We start from the raw sequence: 15089 nt of genomic DNA on the forward strand, positions 1-15089 counted from the left end.
ACCATACCAAAGCATGCGTCCGGTTGGAACAATAAGCGCATTCGAGTTCCGCTCCTCCAGTTACGGGCGGGAGCAGCGACCGCCGGCAAGAAGCAGGGTCAGATTTACCCCAACGGACCTGCTTCGGCGATGGCACGGCCATGACCTCCTTGGCCGCATGCAACGCGCTCCCGCCCGGATTTTCTTTTTCGGCGCCAATTGTTCGCCCGTCCAGGCAAATGCCGGCCGCAATTCGCGCAAGCTGCTGATTCCAGCGGCAAACCACGGCTGTACCGGCGAGACCCGCGGCCCTTCCTTTTGACAGGGCTGTGCGGCGGTTACCGGGCTGACATCAAACTGTCATGTGACTGTAATAATCGGGGGCTATGGCCTCAGCGGGCGCCGAAGGAATGGCGCCGAGAGACCATTTTTCCGAACAGGAGCAGGCCACATGAAGAAATTCCTCCTTACGGCGTCGGCCGCGGCGCTTGCGCTCGCCGCGTCGGCTGGTTATGCCGCCGCGCGCGACCAGATTCAAATCGTTGGTTCGTCCACAGTGTTCCCCTTCACGACGGCTGTCGCTGAAAAGCTCGGCCAGAGCGGAAAGATCAAGACCCCGGTTGTCGAGTCGACTGGCACCGGCGGCGGCATGAAGCTGTTTTGCCAGGGCGTCGGCGAAAATACCGCCGACTTCACCAATGCCTCGCGCGCCATCAAGGATAGCGAGCTTAAAACCTGCAAGGCAAACGGCGTGACGCCGGTCGAGATCAAGGTCGGCTTCGACGGCATCGTACTGGCCAACTCGAAGGCAGGGACTGTCGTCGATCTGACCAAGGAACAGGTTTTCAAGGCGCTCGCCAAGAACGTCGCTGTTGACGGCAAGGTCGTCCCCAACCCCTACAAGAACTGGTCGGATGTCGATGCATCGCTTCCCGCGACAAAGATCGAGGTGCTTGGCCCGCCGCCGACTTCCGGCACGCGCGATGCATTCGTCGAGCTCGTCATGGATGCGGCCTGCCAGGAAGAAGTGAAGGCGGCTAATGAAAAGGGCTGCGGCGAGATCCGCGAAGACGGCGCTTTTGTCGAGGCCGGCGAAAACGACAATCTGATCGTCCAGAAGCTGGAAGCCAACCCCAATGCCTTCGGCGTCTTTGGCTTCTCGTTCCTTGACCAGAACGCCGACAAGCTGCAGGGCCACAAGGTCGATGGCGTCGAGCCGACTTTCGAGAACATCGCATCCGGCGATTACGGCGTTTCCCGCTCGCTCTTTGTCTATGCCAAAAAAGAGCATGTCGGCGTCATCCCCGGCATGCAGGAGTTCATCGCCGAGTACACCTCGGAGGCTGCATGGGGTCCTGATGGTTATCTGGCCGACAAGGGCCTGATCCCGCTGCCGGACGCCGAGCGCGCCAAGTCGGCCGAAAACGCCAAGGCCCTGAAGGGCATGGGCTCCTGATGTTTCGGGGGTCCGAGCGTACCGCTCTGACCCCTCATATCCTAAAGCACAAAGCGCGGGACCATAGGTCCCGTGCTTTGAGCCGGTGAATGACCGGCGGTCGAGGGGACGTCCCGAATCATGGTCGGTTATCTCGTTGTTCTTCTGGTGGTTCTGGCCGCTGCTGCCTATTGGCTCGGCCGGACCCGCGCCATTACCAGCGTCAATGGCAACGTCGCGCGACTGCATTCGCTGCCTGGCCAGCATGGCATGTTTCTGGCGCTTTTTGCTGCCGGTCCCGCGCTGCTTGCGATCGTGTTGTGGTCGCTGGTGACGCCAGGAATTGAATCGTCGATCGTTACCGACCGCTTCTCCTCCGAGTTGTCGGGAATGGGCGTCCCGCAGGTCGAAGCTTTCATCCGCGACGCTCGCGCGATGGCCTTTGGCGGGCTTGTCGGCTTTGCCGATCCAACGAAAGAGGCGGCCGCCGCGCTCTACAAATCGGTCCATGCGACCAGCACCTGGATCATCTGGACCGTCGCGCTCGTGCTTTCCGCGTCCGGATTTTACTGGGCCTATTCACGCATCGCACAGGCCTACCGGGCGCGCCACGTGGTCGAGCGCGTTCTTCGCGCATTCTTGATCGCCTGTTCGGTGGTCGCGATCCTGACGACGATCGGCATCGTCCTGTCGCTGATCTTCGAGTCGCTGCGGTTCTTCCAACAGGTGCCGTTCTACAAGTTCCTGTTCGGCACGCATTGGTCGCCGCAGAGCGCCTTCACCGGCGCGGGAGCGGAGGCCGGGGCGGTCAACGAGGACATTTTTGGCATGGTGCCGCTCTTTGCCGGCACGTTGCTCATCACCTTCATCGCCATGCTGGTGGCTGCGCCTATCGGGCTGATGGCTGCGATCTACCTTTCGGATTACGCCTCCAAAAGCGTCCGCGCGGTCGCAAAGCCGGTTCTGGAAATCCTCGCCGGCATTCCGACCGTCGTCTACGGCTTCTTCGCCGCGCTGACGGTTGCGCCCTACTTCCGCGGTATCGGCGAAAGCCTGGGCCTCAACGTCGCGTCTGAATCCGCGCTCGCCGCAGGCGTGGTCATGGGTATCATGATCATTCCCTTCGTTTCCTCGCTTTCCGACGATGTGATCAACGCCGTTCCGCAATCCCTGAGAGACGGTTCCGCGGGCCTCGGCGCGACCAAGTCGGAAACCATCCGCAAGGTGGTCCTTCCCGCTGCCCTTCCGGGCATCGTTTCGGCGATGCTGCTTGCCGTCAGCCGCGCAATCGGCGAAACGATGATCGTAGTCATGGCGGCGGGGCTGGCGGCAAACCTCACGGCAAATCCGCTCGAAGCGGTCACCACCGTGACCGTGCAGATCGTGACGCTGCTTGTGGGCGACCAGGAGTTCGACAGCGCCAAGACGCTTGCAGCCTTCGCACTCGGCCTGGTGCTGTTCTGCATCACGCTTACCCTCAACATCGTCGCTTTGCGCGTCGTCCAGAAATACCGAGAGCAATATGACTGATGCGATCTCGTCATTCGGCGCCGTCGGACGGCCGGTCAGCGTTCATACCGACGATGCCGCGAAGGCGCGGCTGAAGGGCCGCTACCGCACGGAAAAATGGTTCAAATGGCTTGGCGCTGCAGCTGTCGCGTTGGCCGGCTTGTTCCTTGTGCTGCTCCTGTCGACGATCGTCACGCAGGCGATTCCGGCGCTGCGGCAGAACTATGTGACGCTGCCGATCGATCTTTCAGCGGCCAAGGCCGACCCGGCGAAACTCGATGAAGTGAACTACGACGCCATCGCTCAGGAAGCGCTTACGGCAAAATTTCCGGATGTGAAGAGCCGCCAGGACAAGCGCCTTCTGCGCGGGCTGATTTCCACCGGCACAGGCGTGTTCCTGCGCAAGGATATTGCGGCTGATCCGGGGATGCTCGGAGGAACGGTGGACTATGCGGTTCCACTTGATGATTTTGCCGACCTCTACCTCAAGGGTTTGCTTGCCGACGTCGGTTCGGACGAAGCGATTTCGACAAGCGTCACGCCTTCGGAAACCAGCGGCGACATCGATCTGACCTTCGGCGACGATGCCATGCTGGCGCTGGCGCGCGGCCATGGTGCGACCGAGGGCGAAAACGGCATGTTTACGCTGACGAGCGGCGCGTCGTCGCTGCTGGTCGCGTTCAATGGCGGCACGGTCAAGCTGACCTCGCTGTCGCCTGCGGCCAACGGCACGGTGATCGCAAAGGGCACGGTGATCGAGGCGCTGGACAGCACGGCGCCCGCCGCGAGCGGCCAGGCATTCCTGCGCGTCATCGAGACGCCGGAAGCATCGCGAAAGATTTCGGACAAGGTGATCGTCTGGCTCGACACACTGAAGAGCGCTGGCCTGATCGAAAGCCGGTTCAACTCGATCTTCTTCTTCACCGGCGCAAGCCGCGAGCCGGAATTGGCCGGTGTCTGGGGCGCGGTCGTCGGATCGTTCCTGACCATGATCGTAACCCTCGCCATAGCCTTCCCGATCGGCGTTTCAGCGGCGATCTATCTTGAGGAATTTGCGCCCAAGAACCGGCTGACGACGATGATCGAAGTGAATATCAATAATCTGGCGGCGGTGCCTTCGATCGTCTTCGGCCTGCTTGGACTTGCCGTATTCTTGAATTTCTTCGGCATGCCGCGCTCAGCCCCGTTGGTCGGCGGCATGGTGCTGGCGCTGATGACCCTGCCGATCATCATTATCGCCTCGCGCGCTTCGCTGCGCGCCGTGCCCCCGTCGATCCGCGAGGCGGCGCTTGGCATCGGAGCGTCCAAGGTCCAGACCGTATTCCATCACGTGCTGCCGCTGGCGATGCCGGGCATCATGACCGGCACCATCCTCGGAATGGCGCATGCGCTCGGTGAAACCGCGCCGTTGCTGATGATCGGCATGGTCGCCTTCATCGTCGACATTCCCGGCGGCTTCACCGATCCCGCGACGATCCTGCCGGTGCAGATTTTCATGTGGGCGGATTTCCCGGAAGCGGGGTTCCAGCAGAAGACTTCGGCGGCGATTTTGATTTTGCTGGTGTTTTTGGTCATCATGAATGCCATCGCGGTGATACTGCGCAGGCGCTTCGAGCGGCGCTGGTAAGGAGTAGAGGATATGAACATCATGACGGAAGCCGGCGTCGAGCAGAAACTGAGCAGCGCAACCAACGCCCCTTCGATCAAGATGAAGGGCGAAAAGGTCTCTGTTCACTACGGCGAGAAGCGAGCTCTGTTCGACGTCGATCTCGATGTCCGCGAGCATCAGGTGACGGCGTTGATCGGGCCATCGGGCTGTGGCAAGTCGACGTTCCTGCGTTGCCTGAACCGAATGAACGACACCATCGATATCGCGCGGGTGAGCGGCAAGATCACGCTCGACGGCGAGAACGTCTACGACCCGAAAATCGATGTCGTCGAGTTGCGAGCTCGCGTGGGCATGGTATTCCAGAAGCCGAACCCGTTTCCGAAGTCGATCTACGAAAACGTCGCCTACGGTCCGCGCATCCACGGCCTGGCCAGGAGCAAGGCCGAGTTGGACGGCATCGTCGAATCGAGCCTGAAGAAGGCCGGCCTGTTCAACGAGGTCAAGGATCGCCTGCTCGAGTCGGGTACTGGACTGTCCGGCGGACAGCAGCAGCGCCTGTGCATCGCGCGCGCCATCGCGGTGTCGCCGGAAGTGATCCTGATGGACGAGCCCTGTTCGGCGCTCGATCCGATCGCCACCGCCCGCGTCGAGGAACTGATCGACGAACTGCGCCAGAACTATACGATCGTCATCGTCACCCATTCGATGCAGCAGGCGGCGCGCGTGTCGCAACGCACGGCGATGTTCCATCTCGGCTATCTGGTCGAGGAGGGCGCGACCGACAAGATGTTCACCAACCCCGACGACAAGCGCACCCAGGACTACATCACCGGCCGGTTCGGCTGAGCGGTCCGGCGAATTTCGAACACGAGGACAGCACCATGGGTGAACACACCGTCGCATCTTTCGACGAGGAACTGGAGCACATCGACCGGCTGATCCGCGACATGGACGAGCTCGCCGCCGCAATGGTCGCGGCCTCGATCCGCGCGTTGCTTGCGTCGGACAATGCGATGGCGCAGCGCGTCGTCTCGGATGACGCCATCATGGATGCGCGGCAGCGCGAGCTCGACGACAGCGCGATCACGCTGATCGCCAAGCGGCAGCCGATGGCGCAGGATCTGCGCGCCGTGGTTGGCGCAATCCGCATGGCGGGCGATCTCGAGCGCATCGGCGATCTGGCCAAGAACATTGCCAAGCGGGTCAGCGCAGTCGGGCAGAGCGCGACGCCGCGTAATCTGTCGCACGGTATCGACGCGATGGCGGATCTCGTTCTTGTGCAGCTGCGCGGCGTGGTCGAGCACTATGTGTCGCGCGATGCCGGCGCGTTGAAGGAACTGCGCGCCGACGACCAGAAGATCGACGTGAAATATACGGCGGTTTTTCGCGAACTCCTGACTTACATGATGGAGGATCCGCGCAACATCACCGCCTGCACGCACCTTCTGTTCTGCGCCAAGAATCTCGAGCGTATCGGCGATCATGTCACCAACATTGCCGAAAACGCCTATTTTGTCGTGACCGGGCAGCAATTGCCGGCAGATCGCCCGAAGCTCGACGAAACGACGATGTCGGCGCCGGCGACATGACAGGAGTGACCGGCCGATGATCGCGCCGCGCATCATGGTGGTGGAGGATGAAGAGCCGCTAGGCGTCCTCCTCCGTTACAATCTGGAATCCGAAGGCTATCAGGTCGAGGTGGTGACGCGCGGTGACGAGGCCGAAATCCGGCTGCAGGAAAACGTGCCCGATCTTTTGGTGCTCGACTGGATGGTGCCGGCGGTTTCCGGCATCGAGCTTTGCCGGCGCCTTCGGGTGCGCCCCGAAACCGAGCGGCTGCCGATCATCATGCTGACCGCGCGCGGCGAGGAGAGCGACCGGGTGCGCGGCCTTTCGACCGGAGCCGACGACTATCTGGTCAAGCCGTTCTCGACACCGGAATTCATGGCCAGGGTCAAGGCGCTGCTGCGCCGCGCCAAGCCGGAAGTGCTGTCCAGCGTGCTCAAGGTCGGCGACATCATGCTCGATCGTGAATCGCACCGGGTCTATCGCAAGAAGAGCGAGATCCGGCTCGGGCCGACCGAATTCCGGCTGCTCGAATTCATGATGCGCCACCCGGGCCGGGTCTTCTCGCGCAGTCAGTTGCTCGACAATGTCTGGGGCGAGACGATCTACATCGACGAGCGCACGGTGGACGTCCATGTCGGCCGGTTGCGCAAGGCGGTCAACAATGGTCGCATGCCCGATGTCATCCGCACCATCCGCGGCGCCGGCTATGCGATCAGGGAAGACTAGCTAGGGATGTGCTGATATTCAGGTGATGCCGGCCTGCGAACGGCGGCTTCCTGCGCTTACCTACAGCGCCGCGCGCCCTGTTGGGCACGCAAAGGACGCTGTAGAACTTTGATTTTGCGCACGACCTTTCCGAAATCGATCTCGATTTCGGGGTCATGCGCGGGCTCACGTACCCAAAAGTACGCTCCGCTCCGGTTCTCGGAACCCACCATTCTCGACTCGGCCTGACCTGAATCTCAACACACCCCAAGTCGCGACCCGGGAATCCTTCAAGCCACGTTCTTTCCGACCGAGCCGGCTCGTGCCTGGATGCTCGGCGCGAAAATCTCCTGGTCGACGAAGCTTAGCGCCCGCATGGCGCAGCCTTCGCGGATCAGCGGCAGCTCGTTCGGCTCGGTGTCGAAGGAAATCGAACCCGAATGCTGGCCGCCGGCGGTCTGGGCGATGGCCTCGCGCAGGGCCGGCTCGATCAGGTCGAAGGCGGCAGCGCTGGCGCCGACCATGGCCACCGGCGCCGGATCGATCAGCGCAAACAGGCTGCCGAGCCCGAAGCCGAGCGCCTCGCCGGCCTTGCGGTAGGCTTCGCGCTCCGGTCCGTCCATCTCGCGCGCCCGGGCCGCCAAGGCCCGCATGTCGGCGTCGCTGACATCGGCGACCGGCTCGGCGTTCTCGCTCAACAGCCTTGCGTTGCGCCAGATGGCGTAGTTGCCGGCATAAGCCTCGACGCAGCCGCGCCGCCCGCAGCGGCAAAGCGCGCCGCCCGGCCGATGGATCATGTGGCCGAATTCGCCGCCTGAGGAGTGGGTGCCGGTGAACAGCTCGCCCTTCAGCACCAGCCCCATACCGATGCCGTGCGAGAGCAGGATGGCGATGAAATCGTCGCGGTAGCGATCCGGGTGGCGCCAGCGCAGCGCCACGGCCATCATGTTGCAGTCGTTCTCCATGATGGCCGGGATGCCGAACTCGCGTTCCAGAATGTCGGCGAAGGCGATGTTCGTCTGCGGCGTGATCGGCGACCACAACATGGCGCGCGCGTGGGAATCGGTGATGCCCTGGATCGCCAGCGCGATGCGGGCGACGCTTTGGACATCGAGGTCGGGATCTTCGAGCCGGCGCCGGACGATGGCGACACATTCCTCGATCAGCGCGTCACGCGACATGGTCAGCGTGTCCAGCCGGCGCTGTTCCTCGGCGACCACTTGTCCGGCATAATCGATGACGGCGACCGACAGGAAATTCAGCGACAACACGACGGCCAACACCGCAGCGGCTTGCGGATTGAGGCTGAGGCCGACCTGCGGCCGGCCGCGTTTCAGCGAAACCGTCTCGCTCGCCTTGCTCTCGGCCAGGATGCCTTCCTGGATCAGGTCGGCAGAGATCGCCGATATGGTCGAATGGCTGAGGCCGGTGGTCGCGGCGATCTCGGTCCGCGACGGCTGGCCTGCCCGGCGCACGGCCGAAATCACCATCGCCCGGTTGCGCCGGCGCAGATCGTCATGACGGATTCCCACCGACATTTTTTGTTTCCTCCTCATTGCCGCGGCCGCTCATGAATCGGAAGCCGTCGGTATGTCGGACAAATACTGGCAGAAGCAGAAGGGGCTGTCATTATTTATTCCGAGCCTCGAAAAAAAGCCCGACAGGACGTTAAAATCCATCAGAATTGGTGTTGACAGTGCTTCGGCGTTGGACCAGTATTTTTTCGAGGCTCGAAAAAATAGAGCCTTTGTGCCGGCCTTCGGGCCAGTTGGTCGCGCCCTACGCGGCGCAGGGAGGAATATCATGAAGAGATTCGCAGCCGCCATTCTGGCGGGGGTCGCCATGTCGCTGACGCTCGCGTCGGCCGCGCAGGCCAAGGACAAGGTCATTGGCGTTTCGTGGTCGAACTTCCAGGAAGAGCGTTGGAAGACCGACGAAGCCGCCATGAAGGCGGCGATCGAGGCCGCCGGCGACAAATATATCTCCGCTGACGCACAGTCCAATCCCGGCAAGCAGCTGACCGACGTCGAAAGCCTGATCTCGCAGGGCGCCAACGCGCTGATCATCCTTGCGCAGGATGCCTCGGCCATCGGTCCGGCGGTGCAGAAGGCGCTGGACGAAGGCATTCCGGTCGTCGGCTATGACCGGCTGATCGAGAACAAGGACGTCTTCTATCTGACCTTTGACAACCAGGAAGTCGGCCGCATGCAGGCCCGCGAAGTGTTCAAGGTGGCGCCGGAAGGCAATTACGTCTTCATCAAGGGCTCGGGCGCCGACCCTAATGCCGATTTTCTGTTCGCCGGCTCCATAGAAGTGCTCAAGGATGCCATCGACAGCGGCAAGATCAAGAATGTCGGCGAGGCTTATACGGACGGCTGGCTTCCCGCCAACGCCCAGAAGAACATGGAACAGTTCCTGACCGCCAACGACAACAAGGTCGATGCGGTGGTTGCCGCCAATGACGGCACCGCGGGTGGCGTCGTCGCGGCGCTGACGGCGCAAGGCCTGGCCGGATCCGTCCCGGTTTCGGGCCAGGACGGCGACCATGCCGCGCTGAACCGTATCGCGCTCGGCACACAGACCGTATCGGTGTGGAAAGACGCGCGCGAGCTCGGCAAGAACGCCGCCGAGATCGCCTCGCAGCTGGCCGACGGCAAGCCGATGACAGACATTGCCGGTGTCAAGGATTTCACCACGCCGGGCGGCAATGTCGTCAAGTCGCTGTTCCTGACGCCGATTGCCATCACCAGGGACAATCTCAACGTCGTCATCGACGCCGGCTGGATCAAGCAGGAAGAGGTCTGCGCCGGCGTGGCGGCGGGCACCGTCCCGGTCTGCAACTGATCCGCCTTCGCCAAAAAACCTGAAACGCCGCGGCTTCACGCCGCGGCGTTTTTTTCAAAAGAGTTGTTTTTCCGCGTCTCGCGGGTAATTTCTAAGCTGCTTCCGGCATCCGCGGCAGACGGCAACGGTGGGAGGACATCATGACCGACACGATTTCCAACACGCCGGTTGCTGACCGGGCGCGTGAATCCGAGCTCAGCCCCTTCGGCCGCTTCCTCAAGGCAACCGAGCTCGACATACGCATGCTCGGCATGGTCGGCGCGCTGCTGATCATCTGGGTTGGAATCCACATCCTGTCGGGTGGGCTTTTCCTCACGCCGCGCAATCTCTGGAACCTGTCGGTGCAAACTTCCTCGGTCGCGATCATGGCGACCGGCATGGTGCTGGTCATCGTGATGCGCAACATCGATCTTTCGGTCGGCTCCGTCGAAGGCGTCATCGGCATGGTGATGGGCGTTGCGCAGGCAGAATTCCTCATCCGCGTCTTGGGATTCCAGCTTGGAAATCCCTGGATATGGGTCATCGCACTGGCTGCCGGCGTGGTGCTCGGCCTCATGATCGGCGCGCTTCAGGGCTTCATCATCGCCTATCTCGAGGTTCCGGCCTTCATCGTGACGCTGGGCGGCCTGCTGATCTGGCGCGGCATGGCGTGGCTGATGACGAGCGGGCGCACCGTCGCGCCGCTCGATGCCACGTTCCAGCTCATGGGTGGCGGGCCGCGTGGCTCGATCGGGGCGACCGCGAGCTGGATCGTCGGCATTCTCGCCTGTGTGGCCGTCGCCTTGATGCTGCTCAACGGCCGGTCGCAGCGCAAGCGCTTCAAGTTTCCGTTGCGCCCGGTCTGGGCGGAGAGCCTGCTTGGTGTTGTCGCCTGCGCCGCCATCCTCGGCGCCGTCTGGATCGCCAATTCCTACCCCTGGCCGATCGGCATCGTGCGCCAATACGCCCAGCGGAACGGCATTACCATCCCCGAAGGCGGGCTGTTCATCGCCCATGGCATCGCCATACCGGTGCTGATCGCGGTCGCAGTCGGCATCGTCATGACCTTCATCACCCGGCGCACCCGTTTCGGTCGCTACGTCTTTGCCATTGGCGGCAACCCGGAAGCGGCGGAACTCGCCGGCATCAACACGCGCTGGGTGACCATGAAAGTGTTCATGATCATGGGCGTTCTGGCCGCGATCAGCGCGGCAATTGCTTCGGCCCGCCTCAATGCGGCGACCAATGCGCTCGGCACGCTGGACGAACTCTTGGTCATCGCAGCAGCCGTCATCGGCGGCACGTCGCTGGCCGGCGGCTCCGGCACTGTGCTCGGCGCCATGCTGGGCGCGCTTCTGATGCAGTCGCTGCAGTCCGGCATGGTGTTGCTCGGCATCGATTCACCGCTTCAGAGCGTCGTCGTCGGCGCCGTGCTGGTCGTCGCCGTCTGGCTCGACACCGTCTACCGCAAGCGGGTCTGAGCATGATCCCGAGCCGAAGGTCCGAATCAGCGAAAAGTGGACATCCGTTTCGGTCCAACATCATGTTCGGCAAAACCATGGAGAGGAACGATCATGGCTGACACGACTGCTCCCACGCCACTGATCGAAATGCGCAACATCTCGATTGCCTTCGGCGGCATTCGCGCCGTCGACGATGCGTCGATCGACCTTTTCCCGGGCGAGGTCGTGGCGCTGCTCGGCCACAACGGTGCGGGAAAGTCGACGCTGATCAAGATCCTGTCCGGCGCCTACAAGCGCGATTCGGGCCAAATCTTCGTCAATGGCGAGGAGGCTTCGATCGCCAATCCGCGCGACGCCAAGAAATACGGCATCGAGACGATCTACCAGACGCTGGCGCTCGCCGACAATGTCGACGCCGCCGCCAACCTGTTCCTCGGCCGCGAGCTGATGACCGGCTGGGGCACGCTCGACGATGGCGCCATGGAGGCCGAGGCGCGCAAGGTGATGGGCAGGCTCAATCCCCGCTTCCAGCGCTTCAAGGAGCCGGTGGTCAAGCTTTCGGGCGGCCAGCGGCAGTCGGTGGCGATCGCGCGCGCCATCCTGTTCAACGCCCGCATCCTGATCATGGATGAGCCGACGGCGGCACTGGGACCGCAGGAAACGGCGCAGGTCGGCGAACTGGTCATGCAGCTCAAGGCCGACGGCATCGGCATCTTCCTGATCAGCCATGACATCCACGATGTGTTCGAGCTTGCCGACCGCGTCTGCGTCATGAAGAATGGCCGGGTCGTTGGAACGGCGCGCACCGGCGACGTGACTCAGGACGAGGTGCTCGGCATGATCATTCTGGGCAAGTGCCCGCCCGGCGCCATTCCGGGACCAGGCGCGCTGAAGATCGCCGCCTGAAGCGTCAAATACCTGTCATGTGATATGCCAGCCGTCATGATGGTTTGGCCGCGCCATTGTGTTGCCACGGGGACTTGCCCATAAGATGGGAAACCATGGGTCGCAGCAGCAATTTGAAGAAGTTCTTCCCGATCGTCGCGTTCATTGCCGTCGCGCTGATCAGCCTGACAATGGCGGGATTCGCCTATTTCGCCACCCAGGAAGCGGCGCGCATCAAATTCGAGGCGACGGCGGACGACGCCCTCAACCGGATCGATAGCCGCATCGACCTGCATCTGTCACTGCTGCGATCGACACATGCGCTGTTCGAGGCTCGCAATGGTGACATTTCGCGGGGCGAGTTCAAGGCGTTCTTCGATGCGCTGGGTATCAACGACAATTTCGCCGGCCTGCGCGGCATCGGCTTTCTCCGGCTGGTGAGAGCCGGCGACGAGGCAGCGGTCGAGCGTGCTATCCTGCACGACTATGGCGTCAGCGATGCGATCTATCCGGCCACGACGACGCTGCCATGGCGTGCGCCCATCACGCTGTTCGAGCCGCTGGACCCTTCCAATCAATCCGGCATCGGCTACGACATGTTCACCGAACCGGTGCGGCGCGAGGCGATCGAAAGGGCGATGGCCGACAACCAGCAGCACGCGAGCGGGCGCGTGCAGCTAGGCCAGGAAACAGGTGCTGCGCAGACCTTCACCGGCTTCCTGGTCTTCGTGCGGCTCAACATCGAAACCGCGGCGGACGGCATCGATGCGTCCAGATCCTCGACAACAGGCTTGCTTTATGCGGCGTTCCGCGCCCGCGACCTGTTCCAGACCGCGCTCAGCCGGACGCCGCTGCTGCCGGTCAACATCGAAATCTATGACGGCAAGGTGGATGCCGACCATCTTTTGTTCCAGTCGGAAACGCCGCCGGCGTCGGGCTTCGGCGACAGGTTGCTGGTTTCTCGCGAACTCACCATCGCCGGACGTCCATGGACCGTCCTGTTCAGGCCGACAAGCGCCTTCTCGCAACCGTCCTCGCGCGCCATTCCGGTGATGCTCGGCCTGTTCGGGCTGCTGCTCGCGGGCACCATCGCGCTGGTGGCCCGCTATCAGGAGCGGGCCTATGACGCGGTCTCGCTGCTTCATGAGACGACGGAAAAGAGCCTGCTCGAAAAAGACCTGATGCTGCAGGAGATGAAGCACCGCATCAAGAACTCGATCACGCGGGTGCTGGCGATCGCACGCCAGACGGCATCGCATGCCACCGACGTCCACGAGTTCTCGTCTTCTTTTTCGGCCCGGCTGCAAGCGATGGCGGCTTCCCAGGACATGCTGACGCGCTCGCGCTGGCAGAAGGCCGATCTTGGCGATCTCTTGCGCATCGAGCTTGGCCAGGTGTTCGGCAAGGAGCTTCCTGACGGGATATTGTCGGGGCCAGAGGTGTTGCTCGACGAGACGACGACGCAAGCGCTCGGCCTGACCTTTCACGAACTGGCGACGAACGCGCTAAAATATGGCGAAACCGGCAATTCGGCCATTACCAGGAACGGCGACTGGTCGCTCAAGGTCGACTGGTCGGTCGAAGGCCACAGGAGCGACCGAACGCTGGTTCTCAATTGGCGCGAAGCCGGCAAGAAGAAGCTCGAACCACCGGTCAAAACAGGTTTTGGCACCAAGCTGATCGATCTGAACGTGACGCGCGAATTGCGCGGTACGATCAATCGCGATTTTCACGATGGCGGGTTGAGCGTGGAAATCAGGATCCCGCTGTCGGACTGAAACACTGCCGCAACCGACCGTTTTCGAAGGCGCCCAAATGCAGCGCCCCAAATACAGCGTCCAAGTAAACGGAGTCCGGCTCGTCCGGTCTCCGATTCCAATGCCTCTTGCGTTTGAAACGGATCAGCAGCGAGCCGTAAACAGACGGCCACGGTTGTCGCGGTACTGGCAATAGCCATTGCGCAGGTTGCGCACCAGCAGGCCGGTACCGGCACCGATGGCTGCGCCCACGAGCGCACCCTTGCCGCCGTCAATCAGGCCGCCGGCCAGAGCGCCGACACCGGCGCCGACGCCGACATCCTGCTCGGTGGTGCTGCAACCGCTGACCGCGATTGCGGCAACCATGGCAATAATCATCTTCCGCATAGGGTCACTCCTCGCCTTTGTCCTCACTTGTAGCTCCGCCCGTCATTTATCACGCGAAAAAGCGTTTTGCCCTGCTCGATTTCATTGTTGGCTAAGAGAATCTTTTTCGGGGCGCGCGCCGCTCGAGGCAAGCTCGAGGTGGGAAATCTCCACGGAAGCGTCGAGGGTGCCGTCCGGGCGTACGTTCCAGACGATCCGGTCGTAGTCATCCTCAAGTGCCGGATCGACGGAAAGGCATTTGGCAATGATGCGCGGAGCCTGACCCTGCACATCGCCCATGGCAAACGGACGCGCCGCTGTGCACTCCTGAGCGGTTTCGAAAACGCTCACCGATACGGGCAATTCGCGGCACTCGGTCATCGTGTTCGAACAGCCGATGACCAGCAGCACGGCAGCGATATGTTCCATGGCGACGGTCCTCCCGCCATAGAACGGGCCACATCCGCCAAAGTTCCTGCGATGCCGGCCGCTTTGCGTCCGACGCTTTGCTTTAAATTGTTATCGCAAAACCGCTGCACACCCTTGGTTCAGGCCCGAGGGGCTTGCTTCTGCGCGAATCCATCAGACCAACTGGAACGCGGCGGCCAGGACGACCACTGCAGCCAGCCCGATTGCGGCGAGGCCGGGAATCGGCAGGGAATCACGGGGCGACCGCATTGCGGATGCTTCGATATCCTGAAACCCGCTCATCGAAACGCGTGCGGCCTGTTCCAGCCTGTTGATGTCGGCAACCGTCAAAGCCATTTCTCCCGTAGTGCGCAGCAAACTGCGATCGAAAACGTCGTGCGGAGTGGTGCCTGAGAAAAACAGCATCGAACCTTATGGTGAACAGATGGTTAAAGCCGGCGCGGCCGGTATCAATCCCCACCCCTCTTGGCCCCCACCCCCCCGGCCAGTTATATTGGGGGCGGGGGTTGCCCGGTCAAACCGTCGGGCAAATTCTGCGAGGCACCACGCGAAGGTACTCG

At 62.3% G+C, this 15089-nt stretch carries 14 protein-coding genes; 10 read left to right on the forward strand and 4 right to left on the reverse strand.

The features are described from left to right. Window positions 1–430: 430 nt before the first annotated feature. The 6 genes from AC0L3D_RS20415 (at window position 431) to phoB (ending at window position 6827) form a co-directional block, all read left to right on the forward strand. Window positions 431–1435 carry a PstS family phosphate ABC transporter substrate-binding protein gene (locus AC0L3D_RS20415; RefSeq protein ID WP_023797091.1) on the forward strand — a complete coding sequence of 335 codons (1005 nt, stop codon included), beginning with the start codon at window positions 431–433 and terminating at the stop codon, window positions 1433–1435. 120 nt (window positions 1436–1555) lie between these two features. After that, the gene (pstC, locus tag AC0L3D_RS20420; protein ID WP_473645640.1) at window positions 1556–2944 is read left to right on the forward strand and encodes a phosphate ABC transporter permease subunit PstC; all 1389 of its coding nucleotides are present in this window, start codon (window positions 1556–1558) and stop codon (window positions 2942–2944) included. Further along, window positions 2937–4550, forward strand: coding sequence for a phosphate ABC transporter permease PstA (gene pstA / locus AC0L3D_RS20425; RefSeq protein ID WP_473645642.1), 1614 nt, complete (start codon window positions 2937–2939; stop codon window positions 4548–4550). The genes pstC and pstA overlap by 8 nt, the downstream gene beginning before the upstream one ends. A gap of 12 nt (window positions 4551–4562) precedes the next feature. Then, window positions 4563–5378: a phosphate ABC transporter ATP-binding protein PstB gene (gene pstB, locus AC0L3D_RS20430; RefSeq protein ID WP_473645643.1), complete on the forward strand. Its 816-nt coding sequence runs from the start codon at window positions 4563–4565 to the stop codon at window positions 5376–5378. 35 nt (window positions 5379–5413) lie between these two features. Then, entirely contained in the window at window positions 5414–6121 is a 708-nt protein-coding gene (gene phoU, locus AC0L3D_RS20435; protein ID WP_023797095.1) for a phosphate signaling complex protein PhoU, read from the forward strand. Between the two features lie 16 nt (window positions 6122–6137). Beyond that, window positions 6138–6827, forward strand: a complete 690-nt coding sequence (gene phoB / locus AC0L3D_RS20440) for a phosphate regulon transcriptional regulator PhoB (protein WP_031254097.1) — start codon at window positions 6138–6140, stop codon at window positions 6825–6827. A 269-nt stretch (window positions 6828–7096) separates the two neighbouring features. Here the strand turns inward: phoB and AC0L3D_RS20445 are convergent, their stop codons facing one another. Next, window positions 7097–8344 carry an ROK family protein gene (locus AC0L3D_RS20445; RefSeq protein WP_473645645.1) on the reverse strand — a complete coding sequence of 416 codons (1248 nt, stop codon included), beginning with the start codon at window positions 8342–8344 and terminating at the stop codon, window positions 7097–7099. 265 nt (window positions 8345–8609) lie between these two features. Between AC0L3D_RS20445 and xylF the strand changes: the two genes are divergently transcribed. The 4 genes from xylF to AC0L3D_RS20465 all read left to right on the forward strand — a co-directional run bounded on the left by xylF (window position 8610) and on the right by AC0L3D_RS20465 (window position 13755). Continuing rightward, on the forward strand, window positions 8610–9650 hold the full coding sequence (gene xylF / locus AC0L3D_RS20450; RefSeq protein WP_287297491.1) for a D-xylose ABC transporter substrate-binding protein: 1041 nt from the start codon (window positions 8610–8612) through the stop codon (window positions 9648–9650). Window positions 9651–9790: 140 nt separating this feature from the next. Then, complete coding sequence (locus AC0L3D_RS20455; RefSeq protein ID WP_473645647.1) at window positions 9791–11110, forward strand: sugar ABC transporter permease; 1320 nt, start codon at window positions 9791–9793, stop codon at window positions 11108–11110. A gap of 93 nt (window positions 11111–11203) precedes the next feature. Beyond that, a complete protein-coding gene (locus tag AC0L3D_RS20460) occupies window positions 11204–11998 on the forward strand; it encodes an ATP-binding cassette domain-containing protein (protein ID WP_287238243.1) in 795 nt (264 codons plus the stop codon). 113 nt (window positions 11999–12111) lie between these two features. Next, window positions 12112–13755: a CHASE domain-containing protein gene (locus AC0L3D_RS20465; protein ID WP_128170875.1), complete on the forward strand. Its 1644-nt coding sequence runs from the start codon at window positions 12112–12114 to the stop codon at window positions 13753–13755. Window positions 13756–13878: 123 nt separating this feature from the next. Here AC0L3D_RS20465 and AC0L3D_RS20470 read toward each other — a convergent pair whose 3' ends face one another. The 3 genes from AC0L3D_RS20470 to AC0L3D_RS20480 all read right to left on the reverse strand — a co-directional run bounded on the left by AC0L3D_RS20470 (window position 13879) and on the right by AC0L3D_RS20480 (window position 14865). Continuing rightward, on the reverse strand, window positions 13879–14121 hold the full coding sequence (locus tag AC0L3D_RS20470) for a YMGG-like glycine zipper-containing protein (RefSeq protein ID WP_027153471.1): 243 nt from the start codon (window positions 14119–14121) through the stop codon (window positions 13879–13881). 81 nt (window positions 14122–14202) lie between these two features. After that, the gene (locus AC0L3D_RS20475) at window positions 14203–14529 is read right to left on the reverse strand and encodes a hypothetical protein (RefSeq protein WP_473645648.1); all 327 of its coding nucleotides are present in this window, start codon (window positions 14527–14529) and stop codon (window positions 14203–14205) included. Window positions 14530–14682: 153 nt separating this feature from the next. Next, window positions 14683–14865, reverse strand: a complete 183-nt coding sequence (locus AC0L3D_RS20480; RefSeq protein ID WP_031254098.1) for a hypothetical protein — start codon at window positions 14863–14865, stop codon at window positions 14683–14685. Window positions 14866–15089: the final 224 nt, after the last annotated feature.

It is taken from the genome of Mesorhizobium sp. WSM4837, assembly GCF_055811435.1.